Consider the following 14,497-nt stretch of genomic DNA (forward strand, 5'->3'; position numbering starts at 1 on the left):
GCTTCTTGATTTGCAGGCGGGAATAGCAGGGAACGGCCCCGCTTTGCCAACGAAACCAGCGGACGGCGGCAATTTCTCCGGCAACAGGCCCGACAGGTGAGGCCAACCCCGGTAGAGGCTGATTGACCCGCCTCGGCGTCAAACCACCCTGATATAGCTCGTCATCCCGGTTTTCTGATGTTCGATGATGTGGCAGTGCAGCAGCCAGTCGCCGGGATTGTCCGCGACGAAACCGAGCTGAACCTTCTCGTTGGGCTGCATGAGATAGGTGTCGGAGATGACCGGCTGAACCTGGCGTGTCGACGACGACAGCACCTTGAAGCTCATGCCGTGCAGATGCATCGGATGCGATTGCGGCGTCAAATTCTCCATGTCGATGACATAGCTTTTGCCGAGCTTCAGCTCGGCCAAAGGCGCGGTCGGGTCCGGCGTGTCGCCCGGCCACGGTACCTTGTTGATGGCCCAGAAGGAGTAGCCTAGCGTGCCGCATATGCTGTCGCTCGGCACGTTTTCCGCCGTGGCGCTGAGCGAGAGCGCTATGTGTTTCGCGCTGGCGAGATCCACCTCCGGCACCGGGTTGGCTTCCAGCGGTGCGAGGCCGCGCAGGTCGCGCTTGAGCGAGCTGCCGGTGGCGCGCAAGGTGGCGAGGACCTTGGGTTTGGTGCCCCTGATGTCGCCCAGGCTGACGATCGCGCCCTCCTGGTCAGGCATGCGGATGGCGAGCTCCATGCGCTGCCCCGGTCCGAGCAGCAAGGCATCGGGCGCAAAACGCTGCGGCACCGGATTGCCGTCGAGCGCGATGACCGCGGCCTCCGCACCCTCGACGCGAAACGCGTAGATGCGGGTGACATCGGTGATGGCGACCCGCAGCCGCACCAACCCGCCGGCCGGCGCGTCGAATTGCGGCTGGTCGAGCCAGTTGGCGGTGCGCACCGTGCCATAGGTTCCGGTTTTTGCGGCATCGCGCGGCCGGAATTGCTGGATGAACTGCGCGTCGTCGCCGAGGCGCCAGTCGCGCAGATTGACGATTGCCTCGGCGTCGAATTTGGGATCGTTGGGGTTTTCGACCACGATCACGCCGGTGAGGCCATGGCCCATCTGCTCCAGCGTGTTGCAATGCGGGTGATACCAGAACGTGCCGGCGTCGGGCGGCGTGAAGGCGTAGTCGAAATGATCGCCGGTATAGACGTAAGGCTGAACTAGGAAGGGAACACCGTCCATCTTGTTTGGAACGCGAATGCCGTGCCAATGGATGGTCGTCGGGTCGTCGATGGCGTTGACGAGACGCGCGGCAAAGGGCTCGCCTTTTTTCATCCGCAGTACAGGCGGCATGCCTGATTCACCATACGTCAGGACATCCCGGGTCTCGCCCGCATCCATGAACCTGGCCTGGATCTTTGCCGTCTTGAGCACCACCGGCTCAGGTGTGACAGCTGCCCAACCGCTGAGCCTGGTCATTGCTGCCAGCCCGACGCCGCCACCGCCGGCAACCGCAGCCGTTTTCAGAAGCCCGCGGCGGGTGAATAGGGTCATCTGGCGCTCCAACGGAATATGATTACCTGTCGTCCTGAATGACGGGTGGCGACCGGCGCACAAGCCGATACTGCCACATCGCATCTCTGTCATGCCATGGCGAGCCGGTGACATCTGCTTGCGCAACAGCGTGAACGCTGGCGTGCCCACCATTCGCCCGCATAGCGCGGGCTCGGATTAATGCAACTCGGCCAGCAACGCCTGTGCCTCGGCGAGGTTCTTTTCGGAACCGGCGGCGAGATCGTCCATCTTCTTGTCACGGAAGATGACGAGCGCGTCCTGGCATGCGGCGATCGCTTCCTGTGCCATCGCCTTGTCCTTGTGGGCGGCGCCCAGATCGACCAGCACGTCGCACAGGCTGTCCTGCGTGAAGGCGACAGCCGGCACCGAATTGATCTTCTTTTGCACCACGATCGCCTCGCGCAGGACCAACACCGCCTCCTCGAAATGCGCGACATTGTTTTCGGCGCGGCCGGCCATGGTCAAGGCATAGCCCATCTCGTTGCGCGCATTGGCCCAACGTTCGGGATCGCGGTCGCGACCGAGCTGCTCGGCAAGCGCCCGGTTGACGACAATCGCCTCCTCGTACAATTCAGCCGAAGGCTCGCGGGCCGCGATCATGCTCAGCGTCTGCGCGAGACTGGTCTGGTTGGTGATCCAGAGATCGGGATCGCGGGCGATCGTTCGCACCGTGGCGAGGTCGCGGTAGATCTGAGCGGCTCGTTTCAGCTTGCCGACATCGTTCGCCCAGTAACCAAGACTCGACAGCCCGCCGGCGAGATTGTTCTGATTGTTCTCCCAGACAGCCAGCGCATTCTCGCGCGTTACCACGCTGAGCGCTGCGTCATAGGCGGCAATCGCGCGGGTGAGCAACTCGACGTCCTTGCCGTCCGCGGCCATCAGCAAGGCATTGCCGATATCGCCCTTGGTGCGCGCCCATTGCATGCGGTTGGGAAAACCGTCGTAGATCCGCGCTGCCGTCTCGAAGCTCTGCACGGCCTTGGCGTAGAACGTGGCGTCGCCACCAATCCGGCCCTGGCTGTAGACGGCAAAGCCGAGGTCGTAATTGATATTGGCCCACTCCTCCGGGTCGGCGTCCTTGGAGTAGGCGGGGAGCGCGGCTTCCAGCATGTCGGCTGCTTGCGCCAGCAAGTCCAGGTTGGATGTATCGTCGCCCAGGATCGACAGGGTCTGGCCGAGCACGCGCCGCGTCTGGCCGATCTCCGTGACATCACCGCCTTTCGTCTGCCCGTCGAGCGCCGCCCGCAGCGCGTCGACCGATTGCTGCAGCAGTTGATCGTCAGAGGCCAGCTTGCCTGACATCATCAACGCGCAGCCGAGGCGGAATTCCGTCTTGGCCCAATTGGCTGGGTCCTTGTCGCGGGTGCGAACCCTGAGCACCTGACCGTAGACATCGATCGCCTGCCGCAGGGTCGAGATGTCCCCCGCGCGTTCGCCCCAGTTCGATAGCGTGCCTGCAAGGCTGTAACCAATCGAAGCGAACTCGCCCGGCGCGGCGGTTGCGGTATAGACCTCCCATGCCTGACGATACGCGGTCACCGCCTGAATGTAGTAATCGGTTCCCGTATCGAGATCGCCGAGCGTGTCGTTGACCGATCCCAGATTCTGCTGCAGCGAAGCCCAGTCAAGCGGCAGTTTCTCACGCGGATATTCGGACAGAGCGGCCTGGTACGCGGTGGCTGCCTGCAGCAGCAGTTCCTTGTTCTTCTGCTTGGCGCCGAGGCGCTGCAAGGCGTTGCCCAGCGTCAGCTGGCCGTTCGCCCAGCTCGCCGCGGCGTGCTCGCGCGTCCGAACCGAAAGCGCTGCCTCCGCCGCCTCCCGCGCGCGCTGCAACGCGGCGATATCGCCGTTGATCTCGCCGATCGACTCGAATGCGGTGCTCAAATTGTTCTGGATCGTCGCCCATTGCGCCGGCGCGCGTTCCCTGGTCATCTCCTCAGCCGCCGCCTGGAAGGCCGCGACCGATTGCTCAAGCGTCGGTACATCCTTTTCGCGCGCGCCGAGGCTCGCCAGAACGACACCCAGATTGATCTGGCTCAATGCCCAGTCGAGCGGTACGCGATCCCGGCGATATTCTGTCAGCGCGGCGCGATGCGCCGATATCGCTGCGCGAAAACTGTCCGATGTGGTCTGGCGTTCGCCGATCTCGGACAGCACGATGCCGAGATTGTTCTGCGTCGCCGCCCATTCAAGCGGCAGTTTTTTCGACGACTGTACCTCGAGCGCCGAGCGGAAGGCCGCGACTGCCCGCTCAAGCAGTGCCGTCCCGTTCTCGCGCTGGCCGAGCCGCCAGTAGACCGTGCCCAGATTGCCATAGGTCGATGCCCAGTCGTCAGGGTAGGCGTCATGCGTATAGACGGTCAGCGCCTGCTCATAGGCGGCAGCTGCCTTGTCGAGGTTGTCGCGGCCGGCTTCCCGTTCGCCCAAAGTAGCAAGCGTGGCGCCCATATTGTTCTGGGTGGCCGCCCAAAGCAGCGGCAACTTTTCGCGGGTGACATAGGTCAATGCCTGTTCATAGGCTGTCAGGGCCTGGGCGAGATACGCATTGTCGCCGGAGAAGTCCCCTTGTTCCGACAGAGCGTTGGCCTCTGCCGCCTTGTAGTAGAACGCATCTTCGTCGCTCCATTTCGCGGCCTGCTCATAGGCCTTGGCGTAGTCCTGAGCCGCCTCCTTGAAGTTGAAGGAAATCTCGTAGGTTCTGGCGCTGCTGGCGAAAACCTTTGCGAATTCGAGCCGCTTTGCCTTCAGCTCGGCCTCGGCCTGGTCGACCGTAGACGAAAGTTCGCCGATGCGGGCCTTGGCCTGCTCGTTGAATTTCTGCGCCGCTTCGAGCGCGCCTTCCTGAACCGCCTGTTCGGCGAGTTTCGATAGCCTGGCAATTTCGGGGTCCGGGTTTTTCAAAGTCTCGCGTTCGGCCAACACGTGTTTCAGCCGTTCGGTCTGGCCACGCAGCAGCTTGTCGAGCTCAGCCGGATCCTTGGGTATGTCGACCCCGAGCGCCTTCAGCATGGCGTAAAGCCCATCCATCGGCACCTTGCCGTCACGCGATATGGTTTCGATCTGGCGGCGCTCCGGATCGGGTAGCGTCGAGATGGTCAGCAGGAGCTGGCGCCGCTCCCTGAGGATTTCGCCCTCATCGCCTTTCGGTGCCTCGGCGGGGGTACCGAAATAGAGCAGCCGGCGCAGGCTCTCATTGACCCAGGGCCGCTGCTGGCCGTTGGTCTTGAGATAGACCTCCTCGCCGATCATGCGCAGAACGGTGCCGAATTCCTCGCCGCCCATCGTGTCGATGTGGCGCAGGATCGCCGCCGCATATGGGCTGTTGCCGTCGGCCGGACCGTCGAGCGCAACTTTACCGGGTTCGGCGGCAAAGGCGATGACCTGGCCGAGGCTGTCGTCGGCAGAGCCCTTGGCCTGGTCTCCCGACTTGAACGCAACGACGCCGCGCGTTTCGCCGAGGCCGCCCGCGCCGATCGGCTTGCCTTCATCATCCGGCGCCAGCTTCAAGAGCGTGCCCGGCGGGAACGGATCGTTGCGGCAGGCGTCGAGCAACACGATGGTGACCGGCACCTTGGCCTTCAGTTCGGCGACGATGGCCGACAGCGGCACCAGCTTCTCGCCGGCGTCGTCGAGCGCCGAAATGTCGGCATCGACAGGCAACAGATAATTCTCGCCGCCGGCTTCGATGCCATGACCCGAATAGTAGATGATGGCGACGTCTGCTCCCTCGGCGTCGTCGACGAAGCCTTCGAGATCGCGCCGCAATTTGCGCGCGTCGCGGTTGGTGGCGACATCGGTCTCGAAGCCGAGCTTGTCGAGCATCTCCTCGATGGCGCGGGCGTCGTTTTCCGGATTGGGCAATTTGCCGACATGCTGGTAGCCGGACTGACCGATGACCAGCGCCACGCCTTTCAGCGCCTTCGGCTCTTCAGCCCACGCAGGGAGAAGCGTGCACAGGCACAGCAGCAGTGCCGCGGCTATCGCCGCACACGCGCGCCCCATCGCACCTGCTGTTCGCCCAAAGAGCATCGTCTATCCCAAACCCGGCGATATCTTCCGCAGCCGAGATGGCATCATGATGGCCGGCTGATGGCAAGTCCTTGGGCGAGCTGTGTTCTTGTGGTGGATATGCGTACGAGGCGGCTGGCTTTCAGCGTGCGAGCGGTAGTGTTCAGCATGCCGGATACGGCCAGTCCGGCCTGTTCATGAGTGGACAGGTCCGGACTTGTTGAGCAGTCGTCCGGCCCCGTAGAGCCTCTTTCTCTCAATGTTTCCGGGCGAGGGGGCCACGGTTGGATGCGCGGGATTGGCACTTTTGCGTCAGCCGGCTTTTTTGGTCCGCAACGAGACCCCGACTTCGCGACGCATCTTTTTAAAATCGAAGGAATGAACTGGTGCTGCGAGAGAGGATTGAACTCTCGACCTCTCCCTTACCAAGGGAGTGCTCTACCACTGAGCTACCGCAGCCGCTGATGGCGGGGCTTCTGCCATATAGAACCGGCAAGCGCAAGGCGTCTGTGAAAGGCTTTGCCAGACAAGTTTCGCTGACACGGCGGCGCCACAATGCTAGCTATCCCTTGAACAGCAGGCCCTGCCAGTCGCGGGCGGGACGGAACGATGGACGACAAGACAATTCCACCGAAAAAGGCTGATCCGGAAAAAAAGGACGGGACTGACCGCAAGGACCGTCTGGCCGAGCAGCTGCGCGCCAATCTCACGAAGCGCAAGACGCAAGCGCGCTCGCGGCGCACCGGTGATCCTGACCAGCGGCCCGAAGGACTGCCGGCTGCTGAAAAAATGCACAAGGACTGACCGATATCAGCCACACTGGCCGGTCACCTTGGCCAAAGGGGCTCAGAAATCCTATTTCTTGAACCAAGCCGGCCAATGGTCTAGACGGGCCGATACTCAAACTGACGAAAACCGGCCTATCGGGCCGAGGGGACATTCTCTCATGGATCGCATCAGAATTGTCGGAGGCAACAAGCTCGCCGGAAGCATTCCGATTTCGGGCGCGAAAAACGCCGCTTTGCCGCTGATGATCGCCTCGCTGCTCACCGACGACACGCTGACGCTGGAAAACGTGCCGCATCTGGCCGATGTAGAGCAGCTGATCCGCATTCTCGGCAATCACGGCGTCGACTATTCGGTCAACGGCCGCCGCGAGAAGCAGAATGAGGGCTATTCGCGCACCATCAATTTCTCGGCCCGCAACATCGTCGACACGACCGCGCCTTACGAGCTGGTGTCGAAGATGCGGGCATCGTTCTGGGTGATCGGCCCGCTGCTGGCCCGCATGGGCGAGGCGAAAGTGTCGCTTCCCGGCGGTTGCGCCATCGGCACGCGGCCGGTCGACCTGTTCCTCGAGGGCTTGCAGGCGCTGGGCGCCGACATCGATGTCGACACCGGCTATGTGCTGGCCAAGACCAGGAACGGCCGCCTCGTCGGCAATCGCTATGTCTTCCCGAAAGTCTCGGTCGGCGCCACCCATGTGCTGATGATGGCGGCGGCGCTGGCCAAGGGCGAGACGGTGCTGGAAAACGCCGCCTGCGAGCCCGAAATCGTCAACCTCGCCGAATGCCTCAACGCCATGGGCGCCAAAATTTCCGGCGCCGGCACGCCTGTTATCACCATCGATGGCGTCGAGTCGCTGTCGGGCGCGCGCGTGCGCGTCATCCCCGACCGCATCGAGACCGGCACCTATGCCATGGCGGTGGCCATGACCGGCGGTGATGTCGTGCTCGAAGGCGCCCGCCCCGAGCTGCTGCAGACCGCGTTGGATGTGATTGCCCAGACCGGTACCGAGATCACGCCGACCAATTCCGGCATTCGCGTCCGGCGCAACGGCGCCGGCATTTCGCCGGTCGACGTCATGACGGCGCCGTTCCCGGCCTTCCCGACCGATCTGCAGGCGCAGTTCATGGGCCTGATGACCATGGCCAAGGGCAAGTCGCGCATCACCGAGACCATCTTCGAAAACCGCTTCATGCATGTGCAGGAACTGGCCCGGCTCGGCGCCCACATCACGCTGTCCGGCCAAACGGCGATCGTCGACGGCGTCGCCAAGCTGAAGGGCGCACCCGTGATGGCGACCGATCTGCGCGCCTCGGTGTCGCTGGTCATCGCCGGTCTGGCGGCCGAAGGCGAAACGACGGTCAACCGCGTCTACCACCTCGACCGCGGTTTTGAGCGGCTGGAAGAAAAGCTCTCCAATTGCGGCGCGGTGATCGAGCGGATTTCAGCTTGACCGCACGGCAGTTGCTTCAGACAGACAGGCGTCTGGTGCTGCCTTCATTCACCGCCAACACTTCAAACCCGAGGCGCTAGCCTCGGGTTGAATTTGTGTCGCGGTTGCACGGACCGGAAAGACCGCCTAACAGAAGGCTGAAACCAACTTTCAGGTGTGCATTCGGCATGGCAGCCCTCAAACTCATTGCGCTCGACGATCAGGATCTGAGCATCGTCTCGGCTCACGTCCAGGACGCCGTAATGAAGGTCTCCGACCTCGAATACCTGCCTTCGGCCAAGCGTTTCATATTGACCATGAACCGCTTCGTCTGGGAGGCGAAATCCGGACTGTTCAGCAAGCACAATGAGCGGCGCCAGGCGGTGTTGCATTTCGACCGCGTGCTCGGCGCCAAGACCAGCGGCATTGCCCGCGATCGGCCGGCCGAGGTGCTGTCGCTTCTGGCAATCAGCTTTATCGAAATCAGCAAGCCGGCCGGCATCGTCGAGTTGGTCTTTTCCGGCGGCGGCGCGATCATGCTCGACGTCGAATGCATCGAGGCACGGCTTGCCGACATAGGCGGCGCCTGGGAAGCCACCTCGCGTCCGGTGCATAGGGTCTAGAGCATGATCCCAAAAAGTGGGTGCCGGTTTTTGTTGGACAAAACGGGAATCGTTTGTCCAGAGATCATGCTCCAACAAAGGGCTAGATCATGATGAGATTTCAACCAAATCTCACCATGATCTAGACGCAGCCGATGGCCATTACGCTTATCCAGTCCGATGCCGGTTTCGCGCAGCGTTTCGCCGCCTTCCTGACCACCAAGCGGGAGGTATCGGAGGACGTCGACACTGCCGTGCGCGCCATCATTGCGCGGGTTCGTGCCGAGGGCGACGCTGCCCTGGTCGACTACACGCTGAAATTCGACAAGGCCGACCTCAATAGTCTCGGCATCGCCGTGTCGAAGGACGACATCGCTCAGGCCTACAAAGACGCCGATCCGCAGACGGTCGAGGCGCTGAAGTTCGCCCGCGACCGCATCCGATCCCATCACGAACGGCAAAAGCCGCAAGACGACCGCTATACCGATGCCGCCGGCGTCGAACTGGGCTCGCGCTGGACAGCGATCGAGGCGGTCGGGCTCTATGTGCCCGGCGGCACGGCGAGCTATCCAAGCTCGGTGCTGATGAACGCCGTGCCGGCCAGGGTGGCAGGCGTCGAGCGCATCGTCATCGTCGTGCCGGCGCCAGGCGGTGTCATCAACCCGCTGGTGCTGGTGGCCGCCGATATATCAGGCGTTTCGGAGATCTACCGCGTCGGCGGCGCGCAGGCGATTGCCGCCCTTGCCTATGGCACCGAGACGATCCGGCCGGTCGCCAAGATCGTCGGGCCCGGCAATGCCTATGTCGCCGCCGCCAAGCGCCAGGTGTTCGGCACGGTCGGCATCGACATGATCGCCGGACCGTCTGAAGTGCTGGTGGTGGCAGACGGCAGCAACGACCCCGACTGGATTGCCGCTGATCTTCTCGCTCAGGCCGAGCATGACGTGTCGGCGCAGTCGATCCTCATCACCGACGATCCGGCCTTCGGCAAGGCCGTCGAACAGGCGGTCGAGCGGCAGCTGCAGAGCCTGTCGCGCGCCGAGACGGCGGCTGCCAGCTGGCGCGATTTCGGTGCGGTGATCCTGGTGGAGACCATCGAGGCCGCGCTGCCGCTGGTCGACCGCATCGCCGCCGAACATGTGGAACTCGCCATCGACGATGCCGAGGGCTTCCTGGCCAGGATGCGCAATGCGGGTGCTGTGTTTCTGGGACGCCATACGCCCGAAGTCATCGGCGACTATGTCGGCGGCTCCAACCACGTGCTGCCGACGGCGCGTTCGGCGCGCTTCTCTTCGGGCCTGTCGGTGCTCGATTTCGTCAAGCGCACCTCGATCCTGAAGCTCGGGCCGGAGCAGCTGAGAGCACTTGCGCCGGCGGCGATTGCGCTGGCCAAGGCGGAAGGCCTCGACGCGCATGGCCGCTCCGTCGCCATCCGGCTGAACATGTAGGCGGCGATGGCGGACGGCGATCAAACCCGCGCAAGGCTGATCGATGTCGAGCTCGACGAGTCGATCGGCCGTTCGACGCCCGATGTCGAACATGAGCGCGCGGTGGCGATCTTCGACCTGATCGAAGAAAACAGCTTTCAGCCGGTCAATGATGACGGCGCCGGGCCCTATCGGCTGAAGCTCTCGCTGGCCGAATCCCGGCTGGTGTTTGCGGTCGCCCGCGAGGATGGTGCTGATGTCGTCACCCATATCCTGTCGCTGACGCCGCTCAGGCGCATCGTCAAGGACTATTACCTGATCTGCGAAAGCTACTACGACGCCATCCGCTCCTCGACGCCGAGCCATATCGAGGCGATAGACATGGGCCGGCGCGGCCTGCACAATGAAGGCTCCCAGACGTTGATGGACCGGCTGGCAGGCAAGATCGACATCGACTTCGACACGGCGCGGCGGCTGTTCACGCTGGTCTGCGTGCTGCACTGGCGGGGTTAGACCTGACTGGGGCGCCCCGCTCGATCCTGTTTTTGTGCGGCATGAACGCCGTGCGCTCGCCGATGGCCGAGCAGCTGGCGCGGCGCATGCTGCCGCCGGCCACTTTCGTCGCCTCTGCCGGCGTGCACAGGGGCGAGCGCGATCCGTTCGTCGACGCGGTGCTGGCCGAAGAGGGCCTGACGCTGGGCGAGCGCCAGCCGCGCTCGATGGACGATCTCGAGGACGATTATTTCGACCTGATCGTCACCCTGGCGCCGGAAGCCCACCACGCCGCGCTCGAGCTCACCCGCTCGCTTGCCGTCGACGTCGAATACTGGCCGATGCCGGATCCGACCGATGTCGGCGGCAGGCGCGAGCAGATCATGGCCAGCTATCGCGACGTGAGAGAACGGCTGAAAGCGCGCATCAGCCGACGTTTTCTGCTTCCGGAGGTAAAAAACGCGGCGGATTGATGCATCTCGCTCAAAAGCGGTCCCGGTTTTGAGACAACGACATGCATAAAACGAAAGCGTGGAGCGCGTCGCATATGACGCGATCTAAGCGTGTTCACAAGCGCACGATTATCATATAGGTTCCGCCGAAATTCCGGCCTGGGCGCTCCAGGGCGCCGGAACTGCAATCCAAGCAAAGGTATCGAATGCCGAAGGAAGAAGTCCTCGAGTTTCCGGGTGTCGTGACGGAATTGTTGCCCAACGCGATGTTCCGGGTGAAGCTCGAAAACGAACACGAGATCATCGCCCATACGGCTGGCCGCATGCGCAAGAACCGCATCCGTGTGCTGACCGGCGACAAGGTCCTGGTCGAGATGACGCCCTATGACCTGACCAAGGGCCGCATCACCTACCGTTTCAAGTAACAGTCCGGCGCGAACCGCGATGAGCATCCTGCAGAAGCTCGTGCTTGCCTCTGGTTCGCCGCGCCGGATCGAACTGTTGCAACAGGCCGGCATCGAGCCGGACCGCGTGCTGCCGGCCGATGTCGACGAAACGCCGCTGCGCGCCGAACATCCGCGCTCGCTGGCCAAGCGGCTGTCGAAGGAAAAGGCCGAGAAGGCGCTGGCCTCGCTGAAAAGCGAGGAAGACTATGCGCCAAGTTTCGTGCTGGCCGCCGATACGGTGGTCGCGGTCGGACGCCGCATCCTGCCCAAGGCCGAGACGCTGGACGACGCCGCCAATTGCCTTGGACTGCTTTCGGGCCGTTCGCACCGGGTCTATTCCGGCATCTGCCTGATTACGCCGGGCGGCAAGCTGCGCCAAAGGCTGGTTGAATCCAGGGTACGCTTCAAGCGGCTTCCACGCGAGGAGATCGACGCCTATGTCGCCTCCGGCGAATGGCGCGGCAAGGCCGGCGGCTATGCCGTCCAGGGTCTCGCCGGTTCGTTCGTCGTCAAGCTGGTCGGCTCCTATACCAACATTGTCGGCCTGCCGCTCTACGAGACGGTGGCGCTGCTTTCGGGCGAAGGCTTCAAGGTCCACACCAGCTGGCATACCGCGCGGCCATGAGCCTGGACGATAAGGTCACACCACTGCGCCCGAAGCGCCCCTGCCCCGAATGCGGCAAGCCGTCGGCGCGCGAGACCTATCCGTTCTGCTCGAAGCGCTGCAAGGACATCGACCTCAACCGCTGGCTGAAGGGCGCCTATGTCATCACCGCGCGGGATGACGAGGACGAGAGCGACGAGCCGAAGTAGGGTTTGGGCGGTGCCGGCCGCGCAATTCCACTTCGCCGACCTTACGCAATTGCTGCTTTGCCGGCGTCGGTATTGTCTGCGACAATTGCCCCGGAAAATCAGCGCTTAGGCGCTGGACAGGCCGGATTCCCGTGCTATAACCCACGCGCTTTCAAGGGGTGCCCCACGGCGCTTTCCTGAAATCCGGTCAGGCGATGTCTCGTTTGCCGGCGAGGCCCAGATAGCTCAGTTGGTAGAGCAGCGGACTGAAAATCCGCGTGTCGGTGGTTCGAATCCGCCTCTGGGCACCAGTTTTCTCTGAACATCAAGGGCTTGACTTCCTGGCGCCGCACCGACGGATTCCTGATTTCGGCCTGCCGGCTGTGCCGGCAAGCCTGCGCAACCGAGTTATGAACTTTCGGGGCGCACGGTCTCCACGCGCAGCGAGCCGGCTGGAAGCGGCTGCAGCAGTTCGGCTTCCGGCTTCGTCAGACTGAGCCAGGCGGACCAATTCTCAGGCCGAAGCACCACGACCTGCCGACTGTGATAGGGCGCAATATCCGGTCCAGGCTCGGTTGTCAGCATGGTGAAGGTTGGCGGCTTGTTGCCGGCAGCTTCACGCCAAAGCCCTGCGATGGCCATGAACGGCGAGCCGTTGAGCGTGAAGCGATGCTTTGCCTTCGGATACTTCGTGCCCGTGAACTCGAAGAAGGCGGATGCCGGCACGAGGCAGCGTTTGCTGCCGGCGAATTGCCGGCCTTCGGAGCGGAAGTTGAACACTGGTCCGCCTTTCGGGCCGGCCGGCGGAAATCCAAACGTCATCGACGTCAGTTCAACAACGCCAGTGTCGCCGGCGGCGCGCATGATCGGGGCTGGATCGTTGATATGGATGTCATCAACCCGCGGCAGGTCAAGTTCGGTCTGATGGGTCGGGATCTCGAGTGCCAGCGACTCCAGCATCCGGCAATATTCAGCCCAGAGAATATGCTGCTCATAGTCGTTGCACATGGAAGGCTCCCGACCGGTCTGCCAGTTTACCTCACGCCAAACAAAGAGGCGATGGACCGCTCAACCCTCGCGGTCGCGCTCGAGCAGTATATCGGCCTCGATCGCCGCGTTGACGAAGGCGGCGCGGGCATAGCGCGCCTCTTGAAGGCCTTCCAGAACGCCAAGGCAGGCTTTGCGGGCGGCGACGTGATAGCCGCCTGTCTTCACGGGCCATCGGTTCATGAGGATGTCAGCGGCCTGCGCGACACGCTCCACCTTGTAGATCGTGTTTCTGGACCTGCCGAGCGCCACGCGAACCGGCTCATCGAAATGCTGATCTTGCATGCTTCCCCTCCCGAACGCGATCGCGAGTCAATTCGGGGGAGGCAAGTTCGGTTCCACGGGAGCGATTTGCCAACGCAATAAACCCGCCTTCTGAAATCACTTTGCGCGCATCGGCCAAATGGCGGATTTGATTTGCTTGGTGATCCCCTCTCCCTGGGGCAAACTGCCTGCCGGGGCTGCAGGAGGAGAAATGCGAGCACGCGCAGCTACGATCGGCGATCTCGAAAGTGTCTTCCGTGATCTGTCCACGCGGATGTCGGACGAGTATGTGGCCGCCGGCAAGGACAGCAAGGTCGCCTACGACAATCTGATGATGAATTTGAAGGAAGGCCGAGCGCACGCGCTGGTCGAGGGCGACAAGACGGTGGCGATCGTCGCCTGGCACGAGAACAGCGACGCCGCCGACACGCTGTTTGCCGCGCAGGAGGGTTTCTTCAGCGCCGCGACGGTCCGCTTCTGCAGGCGCCACATCCGCCACATTCAGGCGCTGGCCGGCAACCTTCCCATCCACTCGCGCAGCTGGCTGCAGCGGGCCGACGTCGGCAAATGGTTCCGTGTCATCGGTTATGTCGAACGCGGCCGAGAGAACGGCGCCACTGTGTTCGAATTGCCGCCGGCACGGGGAGCGTCAGCTGCGCGGGCTGCCTAGGGCTGCGCACCCACGGATGCCATCACGGAAAAGCCCCCGCCAGGATGGCGATGGGCCAATATCGCCTGCAATGGGCTCATATCGGGGGCTCAGATATCGGGCTGATCCAGCGCCTCGAAAATCACCCGTTCCAGCGGACCGAGATCCTCTTCGATCTCGCTGACCTCAAGGCCTAAATGCCGAGCATCCAGGGCAGCTCGCGTGGTTAGGGTTCGAGCCGTTGCCTTGTCGGCAGGCAGTTCGCCCGGCAGGTGCTCGTGGATCCAGCCCTGCAGGAAATCAACGCCGCGCTCGCTCATCGATTTATCCCTTCCGTTATCTGGGGGATCATTCCCCCAGAATGACCCCAGAAGCGACGATCTGAGCCGTCAGGCTGGTGAGCCTGCCTCGCTTCACGAGCGTCGGCTTTTGGTAGATTTTCTTCATGGCGGTGCCTTTCGCGACAAATCGCTCGTCGGCAACAACGTCCGTCGCGGGGCAGCGTTCCATGGCGGGCTGTTGAGCCCGACCCCCTGACACATCGTA

The 14,497-nt window shown here is 63.0% G+C and carries 16 protein-coding genes and 2 tRNA genes; 11 read left to right on the forward strand and 7 right to left on the reverse strand.

Going from position 1 to position 14,497, the window contains the following annotated elements; translation table 11 throughout:
* Positions 1–138 precede the first annotated feature (138 nt).
* The 3 genes from NKI35_RS08575 to NKI35_RS08585 form a co-directional block, all read right to left on the reverse strand.
* The gene (locus NKI35_RS08575) at positions 139–1,533 is read right to left on the reverse strand and encodes a multicopper oxidase family protein (RefSeq protein ID WP_023751970.1); all 1,395 of its coding nucleotides are present in this window, start codon (positions 1,531–1,533) and stop codon (positions 139–141) included.
* A gap of 177 nt (positions 1,534–1,710) precedes the next feature.
* Entirely contained in the window at positions 1,711–5,556 is a 3,846-nt protein-coding gene (locus tag NKI35_RS08580) for a caspase family protein (protein WP_352739519.1), read from the reverse strand.
* Positions 5,557–5,946: 390 nt separating this feature from the next.
* Positions 5,947–6,021: transfer RNA gene (locus tag NKI35_RS08585), tRNA-Thr, on the reverse strand.
* A gap of 150 nt (positions 6,022–6,171) precedes the next feature.
* On the opposite strand from NKI35_RS08585, the gene NKI35_RS08590 reads away from it, so the two are divergent.
* From NKI35_RS08590 to NKI35_RS08635, 10 genes are all read left to right on the forward strand, one after another.
* On the forward strand, positions 6,172–6,366 hold the full coding sequence (locus tag NKI35_RS08590) for a hypothetical protein (protein ID WP_023681907.1): 195 nt from the start codon (positions 6,172–6,174) through the stop codon (positions 6,364–6,366).
* 142 nt (positions 6,367–6,508) lie between these two features.
* The gene (gene murA, locus NKI35_RS08595; protein ID WP_023681908.1) at positions 6,509–7,801 is read left to right on the forward strand and encodes a UDP-N-acetylglucosamine 1-carboxyvinyltransferase; all 1,293 of its coding nucleotides are present in this window, start codon (positions 6,509–6,511) and stop codon (positions 7,799–7,801) included.
* A 167-nt stretch (positions 7,802–7,968) separates the two neighbouring features.
* The gene (locus NKI35_RS08600) at positions 7,969–8,403 is read left to right on the forward strand and encodes a DUF2948 family protein (RefSeq protein WP_023681909.1); all 435 of its coding nucleotides are present in this window, start codon (positions 7,969–7,971) and stop codon (positions 8,401–8,403) included.
* 134 nt (positions 8,404–8,537) lie between these two features.
* A complete protein-coding gene (gene hisD, locus NKI35_RS08605) occupies positions 8,538–9,830 on the forward strand; it encodes a histidinol dehydrogenase (protein ID WP_023681910.1) in 1,293 nt (430 codons plus the stop codon).
* Between the two features lie 6 nt (positions 9,831–9,836).
* Complete coding sequence (locus NKI35_RS08610) at positions 9,837–10,322, forward strand: UPF0262 family protein (protein ID WP_023669283.1); 486 nt, start codon at positions 9,837–9,839, stop codon at positions 10,320–10,322.
* Positions 10,310–10,774, forward strand: a complete 465-nt coding sequence (locus tag NKI35_RS08615; RefSeq protein ID WP_081725519.1) for an arsenate-mycothiol transferase ArsC — start codon at positions 10,310–10,312, stop codon at positions 10,772–10,774. Before NKI35_RS08610 ends, NKI35_RS08615 begins: the two co-directional genes overlap by 13 nt.
* 185 nt (positions 10,775–10,959) lie before the next feature.
* On the forward strand, positions 10,960–11,178 hold the full coding sequence (infA, locus tag NKI35_RS08620; RefSeq protein ID WP_006200926.1) for a translation initiation factor IF-1: 219 nt from the start codon (positions 10,960–10,962) through the stop codon (positions 11,176–11,178).
* A 19-nt stretch (positions 11,179–11,197) separates the two neighbouring features.
* On the forward strand, positions 11,198–11,824 hold the full coding sequence (locus NKI35_RS08625; protein WP_023681911.1) for a Maf-like protein: 627 nt from the start codon (positions 11,198–11,200) through the stop codon (positions 11,822–11,824).
* A complete protein-coding gene (gene yacG, locus NKI35_RS08630; protein WP_023669280.1) occupies positions 11,821–12,012 on the forward strand; it encodes a DNA gyrase inhibitor YacG in 192 nt (63 codons plus the stop codon). The genes NKI35_RS08625 and yacG overlap by 4 nt, the downstream gene beginning before the upstream one ends.
* A gap of 214 nt (positions 12,013–12,226) precedes the next feature.
* Positions 12,227–12,302: transfer RNA gene (locus NKI35_RS08635), tRNA-Phe, on the forward strand.
* A 97-nt stretch (positions 12,303–12,399) separates the two neighbouring features.
* Here the strand turns inward: NKI35_RS08635 and NKI35_RS08640 are convergent.
* The gene (locus NKI35_RS08640) at positions 12,400–12,999 is read right to left on the reverse strand and encodes an SOS response-associated peptidase (protein ID WP_023681912.1); all 600 of its coding nucleotides are present in this window, start codon (positions 12,997–12,999) and stop codon (positions 12,400–12,402) included.
* A 60-nt stretch (positions 13,000–13,059) separates the two neighbouring features.
* Positions 13,060–13,323 carry a DUF982 domain-containing protein gene (locus tag NKI35_RS08645; RefSeq protein ID WP_023681913.1) on the reverse strand — a complete coding sequence of 88 codons (264 nt, stop codon included), beginning with the start codon at positions 13,321–13,323 and terminating at the stop codon, positions 13,060–13,062.
* Between the two features lie 190 nt (positions 13,324–13,513).
* On the opposite strand from NKI35_RS08645, the gene NKI35_RS08650 reads away from it, so the two are divergent.
* Complete coding sequence (locus NKI35_RS08650) at positions 13,514–13,972, forward strand: hypothetical protein (protein WP_023669674.1); 459 nt, start codon at positions 13,514–13,516, stop codon at positions 13,970–13,972.
* Between the two features lie 89 nt (positions 13,973–14,061).
* Here NKI35_RS08650 and NKI35_RS08655 read toward each other — a convergent pair whose 3' ends face one another.
* Entirely contained in the window at positions 14,062–14,271 is a 210-nt protein-coding gene (locus NKI35_RS08655) for a DUF768 domain-containing protein (protein WP_023669673.1), read from the reverse strand.
* A gap of 28 nt (positions 14,272–14,299) precedes the next feature.
* Complete coding sequence (locus NKI35_RS08660) at positions 14,300–14,461, reverse strand: hypothetical protein (protein WP_023669672.1); 162 nt, start codon at positions 14,459–14,461, stop codon at positions 14,300–14,302.
* Between the last annotated feature and the right edge of the window lie 36 nt (positions 14,462–14,497).

The organism is Mesorhizobium sp. M0676 (genome assembly GCF_040320535.1).
In the GTDB taxonomy this organism is placed as follows: Bacteria; Pseudomonadota; Alphaproteobacteria; order Rhizobiales; family Rhizobiaceae; genus Mesorhizobium.

Coding starts and splice junctions, on each gene's coding strand:
- NKI35_RS08650 (WP_023669674.1), top strand. CDS start 13,514: ATGCGAGCACGCGCAGCTACGATCGGCGATCTCGAAAGTGTCTTCCGT.
- NKI35_RS08660 (WP_023669672.1), bottom strand. CDS start 14,461: ATGGAACGCTGCCCCGCGACGGACGTTGTTGCCGACGAGCGATTTGTC.
- NKI35_RS08645 (WP_023681913.1), bottom strand. CDS start 13,323: ATGCAAGATCAGCATTTCGATGAGCCGGTTCGCGTGGCGCTCGGCAGG.
- hisD (WP_023681910.1), top strand. CDS start 8,538: ATGGCCATTACGCTTATCCAGTCCGATGCCGGTTTCGCGCAGCGTTTC.
- murA (WP_023681908.1), top strand. CDS start 6,509: ATGGATCGCATCAGAATTGTCGGAGGCAACAAGCTCGCCGGAAGCATT.
- NKI35_RS08575 (WP_023751970.1), bottom strand. CDS start 1,533: ATGACCCTATTCACCCGCCGCGGGCTTCTGAAAACGGCTGCGGTTGCC.
- NKI35_RS08580 (WP_352739519.1), bottom strand. CDS start 5,556: ATGGGGCGCGCGTGTGCGGCGATAGCCGCGGCACTGCTGCTGTGCCTG.
- NKI35_RS08625 (WP_023681911.1), top strand. CDS start 11,198: ATGAGCATCCTGCAGAAGCTCGTGCTTGCCTCTGGTTCGCCGCGCCGG.
- NKI35_RS08640 (WP_023681912.1), bottom strand. CDS start 12,999: ATGTGCAACGACTATGAGCAGCATATTCTCTGGGCTGAATATTGCCGG.
- NKI35_RS08655 (WP_023669673.1), bottom strand. CDS start 14,271: ATGAGCGAGCGCGGCGTTGATTTCCTGCAGGGCTGGATCCACGAGCAC.
- NKI35_RS08600 (WP_023681909.1), top strand. CDS start 7,969: ATGGCAGCCCTCAAACTCATTGCGCTCGACGATCAGGATCTGAGCATC.
- infA (WP_006200926.1), top strand. CDS start 10,960: ATGCCGAAGGAAGAAGTCCTCGAGTTTCCGGGTGTCGTGACGGAATTG.
- yacG (WP_023669280.1), top strand. CDS start 11,821: ATGAGCCTGGACGATAAGGTCACACCACTGCGCCCGAAGCGCCCCTGC.
- NKI35_RS08610 (WP_023669283.1), top strand. CDS start 9,837: ATGGCGGACGGCGATCAAACCCGCGCAAGGCTGATCGATGTCGAGCTC.
- NKI35_RS08590 (WP_023681907.1), top strand. CDS start 6,172: ATGGACGACAAGACAATTCCACCGAAAAAGGCTGATCCGGAAAAAAAG.